The sequence below is a fragment of the Sphingomonas sp. GW822-FHT03G08 genome, from assembly GCF_058801135.1.
Genome location: NZ_JBXAMZ010000002.1, coordinates 322,039 through 335,909 on the forward strand (window position 1 = coordinate 322,039; position 13,871 = coordinate 335,909).

The 13,871-nt window shown below is 66.8% G+C and carries 13 protein-coding genes, 1 tRNA gene and 1 pseudogene; 7 read left to right on the top strand and 8 right to left on the bottom strand.

The genetic code is table 11. The features are described from left to right. Positions 1–55 precede the first annotated feature (55 nt). Both AC1RJ5_RS19000 and AC1RJ5_RS19005 read left to right on the top strand, forming a co-directional pair. Positions 56–442, top strand: a pseudogene (locus tag AC1RJ5_RS19000) (PAS domain-containing protein); the annotation flags it as partial. Then, positions 419–703: a methyl-accepting chemotaxis protein gene (locus tag AC1RJ5_RS19005; RefSeq protein WP_446745959.1), complete on the top strand. Its 285-nt coding sequence runs from the start codon at positions 419–421 to the stop codon at positions 701–703. The pseudogene AC1RJ5_RS19000 and the gene AC1RJ5_RS19005, both read left to right, overlap by 24 nt. Before the next feature lie 190 nt (positions 704–893). Here the strand turns inward: AC1RJ5_RS19005 and AC1RJ5_RS19010 are convergent, their stop codons facing one another. The 4 genes from AC1RJ5_RS19010 to AC1RJ5_RS19025 form a co-directional block, all read right to left on the bottom strand. Next, positions 894–2,069, bottom strand: coding sequence for an aromatic ring-hydroxylating oxygenase subunit alpha (locus AC1RJ5_RS19010; RefSeq protein WP_493115089.1), 1,176 nt, complete (start codon positions 2,067–2,069; stop codon positions 894–896). A gap of 13 nt (positions 2,070–2,082) precedes the next feature. Beyond that, positions 2,083–3,468 carry a M20/M25/M40 family metallo-hydrolase gene (locus tag AC1RJ5_RS19015; RefSeq protein WP_493115091.1) on the bottom strand — a complete coding sequence of 462 codons (1,386 nt, stop codon included), beginning with the start codon at positions 3,466–3,468 and terminating at the stop codon, positions 2,083–2,085. Between the two features lie 105 nt (positions 3,469–3,573). Beyond that, complete coding sequence (gene pncB, locus AC1RJ5_RS19020; protein WP_342251319.1) at positions 3,574–4,878, bottom strand: nicotinate phosphoribosyltransferase; 1,305 nt, start codon at positions 4,876–4,878, stop codon at positions 3,574–3,576. A 46-nt stretch (positions 4,879–4,924) separates the two neighbouring features. Further along, positions 4,925–5,650 (bottom strand): NUDIX hydrolase, encoded by a 726-nt coding sequence (locus AC1RJ5_RS19025; protein ID WP_269576416.1) that lies wholly within the window; start codon positions 5,648–5,650, stop codon positions 4,925–4,927. A gap of 79 nt (positions 5,651–5,729) precedes the next feature. Here AC1RJ5_RS19025 and AC1RJ5_RS19030 point away from each other — a divergent pair, with 79 nt between their 5' ends. Then, positions 5,730–6,323, top strand: a complete 594-nt coding sequence (locus AC1RJ5_RS19030; protein ID WP_493115094.1) for a cysteine hydrolase family protein — start codon at positions 5,730–5,732, stop codon at positions 6,321–6,323. Positions 6,324–6,486: 163 nt separating this feature from the next. Further along, positions 6,487–6,560, top strand: a tRNA-Gly gene (locus tag AC1RJ5_RS19035). 13 nt (positions 6,561–6,573) lie between these two features. Here the strand turns inward: AC1RJ5_RS19035 and AC1RJ5_RS19040 are convergent. After that, complete coding sequence (locus AC1RJ5_RS19040; RefSeq protein WP_269576414.1) at positions 6,574–6,891, bottom strand: hypothetical protein; 318 nt, start codon at positions 6,889–6,891, stop codon at positions 6,574–6,576. A 97-nt stretch (positions 6,892–6,988) separates the two neighbouring features. On the opposite strand from AC1RJ5_RS19040, the gene AC1RJ5_RS19045 reads away from it, so the two are divergent. From AC1RJ5_RS19045 to AC1RJ5_RS19055, 3 genes are all read left to right on the top strand, one after another. Next, entirely contained in the window at positions 6,989–8,440 is a 1,452-nt protein-coding gene (locus tag AC1RJ5_RS19045; protein WP_342251322.1) for a DUF5597 domain-containing protein, read from the top strand. Positions 8,441–8,543: 103 nt separating this feature from the next. Then, a complete protein-coding gene (locus tag AC1RJ5_RS19050) occupies positions 8,544–9,380 on the top strand; it encodes a diacylglycerol/lipid kinase family protein (protein ID WP_269576412.1) in 837 nt (278 codons plus the stop codon). After that, positions 9,377–10,123 (top strand): metallophosphoesterase family protein, encoded by a 747-nt coding sequence (locus AC1RJ5_RS19055; RefSeq protein ID WP_493115097.1) that lies wholly within the window; start codon positions 9,377–9,379, stop codon positions 10,121–10,123. Before AC1RJ5_RS19050 ends, AC1RJ5_RS19055 begins: the two co-directional genes overlap by 4 nt. Here the strand turns inward: AC1RJ5_RS19055 and AC1RJ5_RS19060 are convergent, their stop codons facing one another. From AC1RJ5_RS19060 to AC1RJ5_RS19070, 3 genes are all read right to left on the bottom strand, one after another. Further along, positions 10,124–10,504: a bleomycin resistance protein gene (locus tag AC1RJ5_RS19060; RefSeq protein ID WP_221416472.1), complete on the bottom strand. Its 381-nt coding sequence runs from the start codon at positions 10,502–10,504 to the stop codon at positions 10,124–10,126. It abuts the gene before it with no gap. 160 nt (positions 10,505–10,664) lie between these two features. Further along, positions 10,665–12,044, bottom strand: a complete 1,380-nt coding sequence (locus AC1RJ5_RS19065) for a DUF1501 domain-containing protein (RefSeq protein ID WP_269576409.1) — start codon at positions 12,042–12,044, stop codon at positions 10,665–10,667. A gap of 12 nt (positions 12,045–12,056) precedes the next feature. Beyond that, a complete protein-coding gene (locus AC1RJ5_RS19070; protein WP_342251324.1) occupies positions 12,057–13,751 on the bottom strand; it encodes a DUF1800 domain-containing protein in 1,695 nt (564 codons plus the stop codon). Positions 13,752–13,871: the final 120 nt, after the last annotated feature.

Genomic DNA, 13,871 nt, shown 5'->3' on the forward strand with positions numbered 1-13,871 from the left:
ACCCCGGGCAATTGGTTACCCAAAATTAGCCCTTCGGCCCCTAGCCGAATTGCCAATGGTGCAATCTCTTTCTTCCGATCAGAGCCGTGCGGTGGCCGCCTGGGCGGCGATCTCGCGCTCGCAGGCGATCATCGAATTCGACCTGCGGGGCAATATCCTGTGGGCCAACGACCGGTTCCTTGCGACCCTGGGCTATACGCTGCCGGAGATCGCCGGGCGGCACCACCGGATCTTCTGCGCGCCCGATATCCTCGGCTCGCAGGCCTATGCCGATTTCTGGGCCAAGCTCGGCAACGGCCATTATGATTCCGGCGTCTATCCGCGGCTCGCCAAGGATGGCAGCGCGGTGTGGCTGCAGGCGACCTACAACCCCATTCTCGACGCGCGCGGATGGCCCGAACGGATCGTGAAGTTCGCGATGGACATCACCGACCAGGTGGCGCTGCGCGATGCGCTGGGCGAGCAGAAACAGGCGCTCGAGGAGACGATGGGGCAGCTGGCCGAGATCGTCGGATCGATCAGCGACATTGCCTCGCAGACCAACATGCTGGCGCTGAACGCGACGATCGAGGCGGCGCGTGCCGGCGATGCCGGGCGCGGCTTCGCGGTAGTGGCGGGCGAAGTGAAGAAGCTGGCGGGGGATACCAGGCTGGCGACCGAGCGGGCGACGCGGATGATGGCAGCGCGCGCGCTGGCGGCTTAGGGGCGGAAGTCTGAGCATTCTTGCTCCCCTCCCTGCAAGGAGGGGTTGGGGGTGGGTTGCGCCTCCGGTCTTCCGGAGGCGCCCGGCGAGACGGCCTGCGGAAACAGAAAAGGCCGGGCATCGAGCCCGACCTTTTCTAACCCACCCCTAGCCCCTCCCTTGCAGGGAGGGGAATTGAGTATCGCCCTCTCTAGGTCGCCCGCAGCCGACGCGACCACCCAGCAGGCGGCGGGCGATGGAGCCTTGCTTCCGGGATCAGGCCGCGGATCTTCCGCGCGAAGCTGCGCAAACACACCTCGCTGTCGCCGATCGGGCCGACCGTGTAGCTTTTCGAGGCCATGCCCGTTTGGACGTTGGTGATCAGCCAGGTGTCCTCGGCGTTGACCATGCGATTGATCCGCCAGTTGGCGTAGCGGACCAGCTTCATCTCGCGGCTGTCGTCGGGCAGGGCGAAGGCCATCTCGCGCAGCACGCAGCTGGTGGGGCCGGTGGGCAGCCACTGCATGAAGTCGATCTGGTCGGCATAGAGGTCGAACGCCTGGTTGGGCCAGAGCTTGTAGTAGAGCCATAGCCGCTGGTGGCTGTCGGGCAGGTGCGGGGCGTGCGGCAGGCGCTCCTGATAGAAGCGCTCCCAGAAGTTCGAACGTGGGCTGTCCGCCAGATAGCCGGACATGCGATCGACCCAGGGCATCGCCTCGATCCGATAGCTCTTGCCGAACAACCGGGTGAGGCCGGGATGGGCTACGGGGATGTGGAGCCCGTCCGAATAATTGTCGCCGACATTCTTCCAGTTGACCGCGCGGTCGCGCAGGCGGACCGGGCTGATCGTGCGCATCTCCTCGAAGCGATAGGGCGCGATCTCGGCATCATAGGGCGCCATCATCTCGGCGACCGAGGGCCCGCCGCGATCCTCCAGCCGGACAAAGACGAAGCCGCGCCAGATCTCGACATCGACCGGGGCGAGGCCGTGCTGCGAGGGATCGAGGGTGGAATAGTCGGCGCGCGAGGGGACGCCGCTAAGGCGGCCGTCGGTCTCATAGGTCCAGGCATGATAGGGGCAGACCAGCTTCCTGGCGCAGCCGCTCGGCCCCTCGACCAGCCGCATCGCGCGGTGGCGGCAGACATTGGTGAAGGCGCGAACCGCGCCGTCCTGGCCGCGGATCGCGATGACGCTCTCGCCGAGATAGTCGAGCGTGTGGAAGTCGCCCGGGCCGGCGATATCGCTTTCATGGCAGACGATCTGCCAGGACGGGCGGAGCACCGCGTCGAGCTCGACGGCGTAATATTCCGGATCGGTGTAGAGCCAGCCGGGCAGGCTCAGATGATCGTCCGGATCGGCTCCCACCGACGCGAAGCTGTGCGCCACCTTCGGTCTCCCATCACTTCGTAAGGCCCTTGAGCAGGAGCTTGTAGTACACGATCGAGGGCGCGATTTCACTGAGCGGGGTGCGCTCGTTGAGGCCGTGAGCGAAACTGTCCGACCCCTTCATGAAGATCGGGCTGACGCCGTAGCTCGGCACGCCCTTGGCGCGGAACCACATCGAATCGCTGGCGCCGGCTGACATGGCGGGGACGATCGGCACGCCGGGAAAGCGGGCATGGATGCCCTCCGCCACCAGCTTCATCAGGTCCGGGCGCAGCGGCGAGGCCGGGCTGGCGATGCTGCCGCTGTCGAGCGTCTTCAATTTGAGCTCGGGATCGCCGACCACCTTGGCGAGCGTCGCGGCGACGGCCTCGACCGAGGTGCCGGGGAAGATGCGGCAATTGATGTTGGCGGTGGCGCGTTGGGGCAGGGCGTTGGTGGCGTGGCCGGCATTGACCATCGTCGCGACGCAGGTGGTGCCGGTCTGGCCGATCAGGCCGGGCTCGGAGCGCAAGGTGGCGAGTGCCTTGGGGTCCTGCTGGTTGGCAAGGAAGGCGCGCATCGCACGGGCCATCTCGGGATCGGCGGTCTTGGCGCCCTGGACGAAGCCGGCGCGGGTGATCTCGTTGATCTCGCCGGGGAACTGGTAGGCCTCGATCTTCGCCAGCGCATGGGCGAGCGAATAGATCGCGTTGCTGGCGCCGGGCGCGCTCGAATGGCCGCCGGGATTGGTGAAGGTCAGCTCGTAATCGGCATAGGTCTTCTCGGCGCCCTGCAGCCCGAAGATCTCCGGCTTGCCATTCTCGTCGAGCCCGCCGCCGCCGCCATCGACGTTCAGCAGCAGCTCGGCGTCATGGTACTGCTCGGCCATGGCGGCGGTGGTCTTCATGCTGGTCTCCTCGTCGCCCGAGGCGAGGAGGATGATGTCGCGGGACGGCTTATAGCCTTCGCGCTTGAGCTGGATCAGCGTGGCGACGACCGTGGACAGGTCGTACTTCATGTCGGTGGCGCCGCGACCGAAGATATAGCCGTTCTCCACGATCGGCTTGAACGGATCGCGGGTCCAGTCCTCGGGCTTGGCCTCGACCACGTCCATATGGCCCGAGATGTAGATCGGCTTGGCGGTCTTGCCGGTGCCCGGATAGCGGGCGGCGAGCCACGCGGTGTCGCCCAGCTTCTCGATACGGATATCGGCCGGATCGAAGCCGCCGGCGACCAGCTGCTCCTTGAGATAGGCGGCGTATTCGGGCGTCTGGTTGCCCGGGCCGGCGACAGTGCGGAAGGCGATGCCGCGCTTGAGCAGCTCGAGCGCCTGGGCTTCCGCCTGGGGGTTCTGCTGCGCATGGGCGTGCCCGGTGAACGCCATCGCGACCAGCGCCGCACCTGCCAGAACCCGCTTCATTCGTATCTCCTTGCTGTGCGGGCAGGCTAGCGGGCGTGAGGTCAGGGGGGAAGCCGTCATCCCGACGAAAGTCGGGATGACGGTGGTGGCGCAGCATGATGGGAGCTACACCGCGACCTTCTGGGCGACGCGGCCCTCCTCGCCGAAGATGCGCAAATAGCGGGCGATCTCGGCCGGATCGCCGGTGGCCTTGGAGGGATTGTCCGAGAGCTTGACGGCGGGGCGGCCATTGGCGCTGGTCACCTTGGCGACGAGCGAGATCGGCTCGAGGTCGTGACCGCCCGCCGGATCGCAACCGCGGAAGTCGTTGGTCAGGTTTGTGCCCCAGCCGAAGCTCATCCGGACGCGACCGTGGAAGTGGCGATAGGTCGCCTCGATGCTGTCGACGTCCATGCCGTCGGAGAAGATCAGCAGCTTGGTGCGTGGATCGCGGCCGCGCGCCTGCCACCAGGCGATGATCTGCTCACCGCCTTCGATCGGGGGCATGGAATCGGGGCGGAAGCCGGTCCAGTCGGCGACCCAGTCCGGAGCATTGCGCAGGAAGGCAGTGGTACCGAAGGCATCGGGCAGGGCGACCAGCAGGTTGCCGTCATAATGCGCCTGCCATTCCTCGAGCACACGATAGGGTGCGGCTGCGATCGCTTCGTCGGTTTCGGACAGGGCGGCGAGGACCATGGGCAGCTCGTGCGCGTTGGTGCCAATAGCCTCCAGGTCATTGTCCATCGCGAGCAGCACGTTTGAGCTGCCGATGAAGCGGTTGCCCAGGCCTTCCTTCAAGGCCTCGACGCACCAGCGCTGCCACAGGAAGCCGTGGCGGCGGCGCGTGCCGAAGTCCGAGATGACGAGATCGGGGAGCTGGCGTAACCGCTCGACCTTGTCCCACATCTTGGCCTTGGCGCGGGCATAGAGCACGTCGAGCTCGAACCGTCCCTTGCCCTTCAGGGCGGCGCGCGAGCGTAGCTCGTTGACGATGGCCAGCGCAGGAATCTCCCACATCATCGTGTGGGTCCAGGGGCCAACGAAATGCAGCTCGAACTGGCCGTCGACCTTGTGCAGGTCATATTCCGGCAGCTGGAACTCCGCGAGCCAGGCGATGAAATCCGGCGCGAACATGCGCTGTTTGCCGTAGAAGCTGTTGCCGGCGAGCCAGATCAACTCCTTCTTCGAGAAGCGCAGCGTGCGGGCATGATCGAGCTGGGCGCGGAGCTCGGCCTCGTCGATCACCTCGGCGAGGCGGACGCTTTTGCTGCGGTTGATCAGCGAGAAGGTTGCTTGCACGTCCGGATGAAGGTGGCGGATCATCTGCAGCATCAGCAGCTTGTAGAAATCGGTATCGAGCAGGCTGCGGACGATCGGATCGAGGCGCCAGCCATGGTTGTAGACGCGGGTGGCGATGTCGGTGACGGGCAAGGCTTCCTCCGGGTTCGGCCGGTGACGATAGACGGGGCAGTGCGGCTCAGCGAGGGGCTTCGCCGGGCGGGTGGTAGCGATAGAGCTCGGCGGGGCGGAACGAGGCACCGGTCTCACGCTCGCCGGTTGCCGCCAGCCAGCCGCGATCGAGCATGCGGCGGCGGAAGGCGGGCTTGTTGAGGCGCGTGTCGAGAATCGCCTCGTACACGTCCTGCAGCGCGCGCAGGGTGAAGCGCTCGGGAAGCAGCGCGAAGGCGATGCCCGAATAGTCGAGCTTGCCGCGCAGCCGCAGCATCGCGACGCCGAGCATCGCGCCATGATCGAAGGCGAGGGTGAGTATCTCGCCCTCGGCAAGCCGGGCCTCGACCAGGCCGCCGGCCGGGACGGTCAGTCTGGCAAGGGCGAGTTCGGGCGCGGCCCGGAGTGCGGCGGCGAAGACAGTGGCGGGAATCAGCGCGAAATAGGCGACGCTGATGATCCGCATGCGCGGATCCCGGTCCACCGCGCCGAAGGTGTAGAGCTGCTCCACATACGCATCGGCCATGTGCGCCTTTTCGGCGAGGATACGGTGGGCGGCCGCGTCCAGGCTCTCGCCGATGCCGACGAACCCGCCGGGAAGTGCCCAGTCACCCTGGAAGGGATGCTGGTCGCGCCGGGTGAGCAACACCGCGGGTGCGCCCTCGACCACGCTCATCAGGATCAGGTCAACCGCCACCGACGGACGCTCGAACGCGGCCGGGTCATAGCTTTCGAGGAAGGTCGCTTCGTCCATCGGCGGAGCCTTATATTCACTGTGCGCTTTACTTATGTGCGAATCGGATATATGTCAAATCCGGGAAGTGAGATGGATCATGCCGAACTTCGTGATCGTGGTGGACATGCAGCGGGACTTCGTGGCGGCGGACGGTGCCTTGCCGGTGCCGGGCGCTGAGGAGATCGTCGCGCCGATGCAGGCCTGGCTGGCCGGGCTGCATCCCGGGGACACCGCCGGCGTGCTGTTCACCTTCGATACGCATGTACCCGAGGTCTATGCGGTATCCGAGGAAGCGAAGCAGTTCCCGCCGCATTGCGTGGAGGGGACGCCGGGCTGGGAACTGATGGTGGATCCCGGCGCGGTGGGTCCCGGGATCCCGGTGCTGCGGCTGGAGAAGGGCGTGTTCGACATGTGGGCCGAGCCGGGCCTTGCGGTGGAGCGGATCGGCAGCGGGGAGGCTGCGGACCGCGACGGCTTCTTCGCCGGGCTGACCGCTTCCGGAATCGACGTGGTGACCGTGGTCGGCGTCGCGGCGGACTATTGCGTGCGCTGGGCCGTGGAAGGGCTGATCGCGCGGGGCTTCCGGGTGACCGTACCCATCGGGCTGACGCGCGGTATCGCCCGGCCGATCTCCCAGGTCGCCGCCGAGGAATGGCCGGGCGCGGCGGTGGCGATCGAGGAGGTGGCGTGATGCGTGCCGACCGCGTCCCCTCTTTATGGGAGTGGCTGTTGCTCTGGGTTTGCCTGAAGCTGCTGTTCCGCAAGCGCCGGCCGCCGCTGCATCACCTCAAGCTGCGGCACTGAGCGGAGCCGCTTGACAGAATCGGCAAAAGCGGGGATTTCGGCGGGCCCGAGCGGGTATGGTGAAATGGTATCACAGGAGCTTCCCAAGCTTCTAGCGCGGGTTCGATTCCCGCTACCCGCTCCAACTTCCCCACGCTTCAGTCGATCACCCGGCCTTCGCCGATGAAGCGGCCTTCCCACAAATAGAAATGGCCCGCTTCGCGCAGCGCGCGGACCGCGGCGTCGCCCGAGAGGAAGACGAAGCCCAGTTCGCGGGTCTCGCCGGGATGCAGCGGCGCATCGCGGAGCAGCGGCAGCGCGTCCCAGCCGACCAGTGGCTTGGTCGTCTCGGTCATCACCGGGCAGGTCCAGCCCGGCTGCGCCGGGCTCTCAAGGCCGCCTTCGGCCGTTTCGTACATGCGCACTTCCGCCGTCAGCTGGGGCGGCGCGACGCGCTGGAATTCGGCTCGGGACATAGGGGCTCCAATCTTCGACCCGCCGGTTGGCCCACCCGGGCGATCGGCGCAAGCTCGACCTTCCCATGGGCTAATAACTCTGACTATTGTGCAGGTCATGCTTCGCTGGCTCACCACGCTCGCCCTTTTCCTTGCCACCCCCGCGCTCGCGCAGGCGCCGCATCTGGAGGGGGGGCGGCTGATCGTGGACGGCAAGCCGTTCCTGATCCGCGGGGGCGAGCTGGGGAACAGCTCCGCGACCGATCGCGCCTGGCTCAAGCCGCATTGGCAGCGGTTGAAGACGCTGCACCTCAACACCGTACTGGCGCCGGTAACCTGGGAAGCGATCGAGCCGGAGGAGGGCAAGTTCGACTTTTCCAGCCTCGACTGGCTGGTCGAGGATGCCCGTGCCAACGACATGCGGCTGGTGCTGCTCTGGTTCGGTACCTGGAAGAACAGCATGTCGACCTACGTGCCCGCCTGGGTGAAGCGCGACGGCAAGCGCTTCATGCGCTCGACCGGCAAGGACGGGCAGCCGCAGGATATCCTCTCGGCGTTCGGCAAGGCGACGCTCGACAGCGACGCGCGGGCATTCGCGGCGGTGATGAAGCATCTGAAGGCGATCGACGGCGACCGCCATACGGTGCTGATGGTGCAGGTGGAGAACGAGATCGGCTTCCTGCCGAGCGCGCGCGAGCATGGCCCGCTCGCCGATGCCGCCTTCGCGAAATGGAGGGGCAGCGAGGAAGGCTTCACCGCGCACCATTATGCCCGCTTCGCCAATGTCGTCGCCGAGGCGGGGAAGCGCGAATACAGGCTGCCGATGTACGTCAACGGCGCGCAGGGACGGCCGGGCAAGCTGCCGGGCGAATATCCCAGCGGCGGGCCGCTGGCGCATCTGATGCGCGAATGGAAGGACGCCGCGCCGGCGATCGACATGCTCTCACCCGACATCTATTTCCCGAACTTCGCCGGGATCGCCGACGGCTATGTCGTGCCGGGCAATGTGTTGTTCGTGCCCGAAGCGAACCAGGCGGGCGACCTGCGCGCACCGGCCAATGCGATGCGGGTGATCGGCAAGCACAAGGCGATCGGGTTCAGCCCCTTCGCGATCGAGCAGATCGGCGACAAGGACCGGCTGGGCGGCTTCTATGCGATGCTCGAGCAGCTGACGCCGGCGTTGTTCGCGGCAAAGGCGCAGGACGGCTTCTCGCCGGTAGTGAGCTTCGAAGGCGTGGTCGACAGCAGCCCGCAGGTGGCGAGCATGGGCGGCTACCGGATCACCGCGAACTTCGTCGATCCCTGGACGCCCAAGGACAAGCAGGAGCCCGGTGAGCATGGCGCGATCCTGCTCTGGCTGGGCGGCGAGGATTATCTGGTCGCCGGCAGTGGGGTGACCTTCACCTTCGAGCCGCGGGTCGGACTGGACCTGGTCGAGGAAGGCGGGTTCGAGGATGGCAAATGGGTGGCCGGGCGCCGGCTCAATGGTGACGAGACGCACCAGGGGCGGCATGTCCGCCTGCCGCCGGGGCAGTATGGCATCCAGAAGGTGCGGCTGTATCGGTATTGAGTGGGCCGCTCTTCCCGCTTTTTCGTCATCCCCGCGAAGGCGGGGATGACGCTTAAAGAGGGATCAGGTTGAGCCATTTCGTATCCCGGGCGTTACGACCGGGATGGAAAGACTCTGGTTCATTACCAACCCCGGCTCGGGATCGACCACCAAGGCCAAGTGCGATGCGCTTGAGGCTGTGTTTGAGGAACGCGGGCTGACGCTGGTCGGCCGCACCGAATTCCCGGCGGAGGAGCTGCCCAAGGGAGCGTCGCTTACGCGGAAGAAGGTGGACACCGTCGTGCTGTTCGCCGGTGACGGGACGATCAACACGACGCTCTGCGCACTGGAGAAGTGGAAGGGCAGTTTCCTGATCCTGCCGGGCGGCACGATGAATCTGCTGGCCAAGTCGCTGCACGATACGCTCGATCCGAAGACGATCATCGAGGCGGCGCATGACGAGACGACACGGGTGGCGCTGCCCTATATCGAGGCGGGCGAGCATCGCGGATTTGTCGGACTGATACTGGGGCCTGCGACCGCGTGGTTCCGGGCGCGCGAGGCGGCGCGCAAGGGCGCCATCAAGAAGCTGTTCCAGGCCGCGCATATCGCGTGGAACCGCACCTTCGGCGGCAGCGGCATCCGCATCGGCGGGGTGCCGGCGCTCAGGGACAAATATCAGGCGGTGTTCGTCCGGCCCGAGGGCAAGGAGCTGCATGTGGCAGCGGTGGACGCGCGCGACTGGGGTTCGATCGTCCAGCTCGGCTGGGAATGGCTGACCGGCGACTGGGTGGCCGCACACGCGGTGAGCGAGAGCCTGACCGATGAACTGCGCACCACGGGCAAGAAGCCGGTGCTCGCGCTGTTCGACGGCGAACCGGTGTCGCTGGCGCCGGGTACGGCGGTCACCGCGGGGATGAGCCGCGAGGTGTTCATCGCGACGCGGGCGGCGCTGGGGTGACGCGGCTTTTCCACGTCAGCGACGTCCATTTCGGCTGCGAGGATCGCGCCGCCATCGACTGGTTCGGCGCGCGTGTGCGGGAAGAACAGCCCGATGCGGTGATCATGACCGGCGACCTGACGATGCATGCGCGCGCGAAGGAGTTCACGGCGGCGGCGGCGTGGCTGCAGGGGCTTGGGCGGCCGGTGACCGTGGAAGTGGGCAATCACGACCTGCCCTGGTTCAACCTCTGGGCGCGGTTCGTGACGCCCTACAAGCGCTACCGGGCGCTGGAGGCGATGATCGAGCGGCCGCTCGACCGCCGGGGCGTGGCCGTGGTGCCGCTCAAGACCACGGCGCGCTTCCAGTGGCGGCTCAACTGGGCGAAGGGCTATGTGAGCGCGCCGGCGCTGCAGGAATCGCTGGCGCAGGTTGAGGCGGTGCCGGCGGGCGACCTGGTATTCGTCGCTTGCCATCATCCGCTGGTGGAAGGCGGCACCCGGATGACCAGCGAGACGCGGCGCGGGCCCGAGGCGCTTGCGGCGCTGGCCCGGGCAGGTGCGCATGCGGTGCTGACCGGGCATGTCCATGACCCGTTCGATGTCGAGCATCAGGTCGAGGGGCGGACCGTGCGGCTGATCGGAGCGGGGACGCTGTCTGAGCGGGTGCGCGCCAGGCCGCCCTCGTTCAACGAGATCACGGTGGAGGGCGCGAGCTTCTCCACCCGGGCGCGGTTCATGGGAGAGGGAAGCGTCCCCCTCTAGTCACCGCTTCGAGATATCCTGCCCGAACACCAGCAGGTTCCCGTCCGGGGCCACCACCATCAGCTCGCGCTGGCCGTACATCTGGTCGATCGGGCCATAGATATCGCCGTCGTTGAGCAGTGGCGCCTTGGGGGCGAGCTCCTCGGCGATGGCATCGACATCCTCGACGTCGATATAATAGCAGAAGCGGCGGTTGCCCGGAGGCGCGCCGTCGTCGCCCATATTCTCGAGAATGCGGAAGGCCGCCTGCTCGCGCCGGACATAGGCATAGTTGGGCGTCCGGAAATAGAGTTCGAAGCCCAGCACGTCCGTGAAGAACCACAGCGCCTTCTCGAAGTCCGGCACATGCATGAACGGCGTAATGCGATAAAGATTGGCCATCACTCGCCTCCCCGAAAGGCGCGCCCCATTACCCGGGCGCAACGATAGCGCAATCCGGATACGCAGTTAAGCGCGCAGGAACCGTATGCGGTAGATCGAATGCTCCCATTTGCACGTCATCCCGGCTCAAGGCCGGGGTGACGGCGGGAATGAGGTCCGCTTAGGTTCGAAACAGGCTCAGCGGCGCGCGCCCGCCGGTGCTCCAGGTCGACCAGTTGGGGAAGACATAGGGCATGTCCGCGTCGCTGACGCCATGCCAGCGGGCGATCGCGCCGATATATTCCTCCTGCGAGACGGCGGGGACGAAGCGGCCCTCGCTGCTGACGTCGGTCGCACCGCCGAGCACCGGATCCGGATAGGCGCCGAAGATCCCGCCGGGGGCGACGTTGCCCCCGACCACCAGGTGGTTGCCGCCCCAGGCATGGTCGGTGCCGTTCTGGGCATTGCCGCGATAGGTGCGGCCGAAGTCGCTCATCGTGAACGCCGTGACGTTCTCGGCCATGCCGATCGACTGCATCGCGCGGTGGAAACCGGCGAGCGCCATGGCGAGGTCGCCCAGCAGGTTGGCGTGGGTGCCGGTGTCGTTGGTGCCGCCATTCACCTGGCCGGAATGATTGTCGTACCCGCCCTGGCTGACGAAGAAGGTCTGGCGGCCATGGCCGAGCGAGCCGCGCGCATCGATCATCCGGGCGACGCGCATCAGCTGACGGGCGACGTCGCTGGTCAGCGCGGCGCCGGTGGTCGGGTTGACGAAATAGCCGTCGAGCGAACTGGTCGCCGAGATGATGGTGTTGGCGGTGGTCGCCTGGGCATAGCTGCCGTTTACGTCGCGCGCGGTGGCTTCGGACAGGTCGCCCAGGCCGGTGGCCGAGGAGAAGGTGCCGAGCGCGTTGTTCTTGGCGGTGTTTGCGGCGTTCGACGCGGTGGAGTAGCCCGAGCGCGACAGCGTGCCGGTGGAGGGCAGGACGAGCGCCGAGCTGGTCTTGCCAATCACCGCGAGCTGCGAGCCCGCGATCGATATCATCGAGGGGACGCTGCTCGCGCCCATCTTGTCGGTGAGGCGCCCCATGAAGCCGTCGGTGGCGAAGTCCCGAGCGCGCAGGCCCTGCCAGTGCGCCTGCTCGTCGGAATGGCTGAGCAGGTTGGTTGGGCGGAGATCGGCCCGCGATTGGTAGGTCGCCTTGGTCAGCGGCGCGTAGAGGGTGCCGGCGTTGAGCACCAGGCCCAGGCTGCCCTCGTCCCAGATCGGGCGGAGCGCGGCCATCGCCGGATGCAGCGCATAGGCAGTGCCGGTGAGCGCGGTGAGGCGGCTGGCGGCGATGCCGACGCTGCCGCGCGCGGCGAGATAGGCAGCGTGCCGGGCATCGGTGGGGATCACCATGTTCCAGCTGTCATTGCCGCCGAACAGGAACACGCCGACCATCGCGCGGTAGCTGCCGTTCGGGGCAGCCATGGCGGTGGTGCGGCCGAGCTGGCCGATTGCGGCGAGTGCGCCGGCACCGGCGGTGACCTTCATGAAGTCGCGTCGGGAAAACGTCATCGGTCCGGCTCCTCAGCGATCGACCAGGAACATCGGGCTCGAGGCCGCGACGTAGAGCATCATCTGGGCGCGGCGGCGCGCCTGGATGGCGACATCGGTATTGGTGATGGGGGTGGCGGCCGCCTTGAGCGCATCCTTCTGCGCCTGGCTGAGCGTGTTCGCGAACATCGTCAGGTCGATCCGCGCCACCATCGCATCGAGGTCGACGCCATACGCTTCCCAGCTCGTCCAGAGCGGCTGGGTGAGCGAGGACATGGGCAGTCCCGAATCCAGCGCGTACTCGCTGCGGCTGGCATCGCCCGAGACGGTCCAGTCATAGACGAAATTGTGCCAGCGCAGCACGTTCGAGGTGTTGAGCAGCTTCGAGGCCGGGCTCTTCAGCGTGGCCGAGCCGGGCAGCGGGAAATCGTCCGGATAGAAATTGAACACCGAAGGCGCGCGGAACACCGGCTGGCCGAGGCTGGTATCGCGCGTGGTGAAGACATAGCCATCGGTCGCGAAGCCGATCGCGCGGGCGAGCGCGGTCATCAGCAGCACCGGCTCCTTGAGCTTGCCGCCGGTCGCGGTGGGCGCCGAGCGGGCCTCGCTGTCGAGCAGGATCGCGCGGACCACGGCCTTCATGTCTCCGCGCACGCCCCTGCCATTATCGGCGAACACCTGCGCGACGCGGCCGATATAGGCCGGGCTGGGATTGGCGGTGACCAGGTGGACGATCATGTGGCGCGCGACGAAGGGCGCGGTCGACGGATTATTGAAGGCTGCGTCCACTACGGCGGCGACGCTGGCGTCCTGGGCGGCGCCCGCGGCGACGCTGGTGCCGAGGAAGCTCTTCTGGGTGGTGTCGTAGCGTGCCGCCACCTGGATCATCGGCTTGGAATAGTCGCGGGCATTGCCATCGGTGATCGCCGCGCCGCCGACCCGGGCATAGGTCCAGCCGGTAAGCGCCTTGGCGACGCCCTTGATGTCGTCGGTCGTATAGTTGGGGATGGCGCCGCCGGCGCTGTCGCGCTTCAGGCTGCCGTCCATGTTGAGCGCGTCCGGGCCCATCGAGAAGAGCTGGAGCAGCTCGCGGGCGTAATTCTCCGAGGGGCCGGACTTGTTGCTGTCCGCCATGTCGAGATAATCGCCCATATATCCGCTCATCGTCACCTGGGCGAGGATGTCGCGGTAATTGCCGAAGGCGTTGGCGAGGAAGATCTGGTTGAAGGTCGCGATGCCGGCGGTGGAGTTCACCTCCGCTTCCGAAGCGACGATCATCTGGCCGAGCGCGAAGGCGGTGCGCTGGCGCAGCTGGTCCGATCCGGCAACGGCATTGGCGAAGAAGCGCATCGCCACCGGCGTGCGGCTGAAATGCGCGCGGTTGCACACCGTATCGGTGCTCACGCAGAAATCGCGGCGGACCTCGGTGGTGAGATCGGCATAGCTGCTCGACGAGGCGGCAAGCTGCTCGTCGACCCAGGCGGTGGCGCCGAGCGACTTGATGCGGGCGACCAGGTCGGTGGTCGGGCCGAAGCTCGCCTGCCGCGCGAGGCGGGCGGCATCGCCATCGGTGAACACCACCGGTGCCGGCGTGGGGCTGGGCGTGGTGACCACGCCGCCGGCGCTGCCGCTCGACGACGAACCACCCCCGCCGCCGCCATCGCAGCCGCCGAGCACAAGCAGACCAAGCGCCGCGCCAAGCACGGCCGTCCTGTGATTTTGGAACACCCCGAATTTCCCCCGAGGCCGCGGAACCGCCGCAACCTGCACTTCCATGAATAATTTAGAGGAAGAATCCGAACAACCTGCAGAAATACCTAAGGAAATCTTCATCGCGATTGCGCCGTG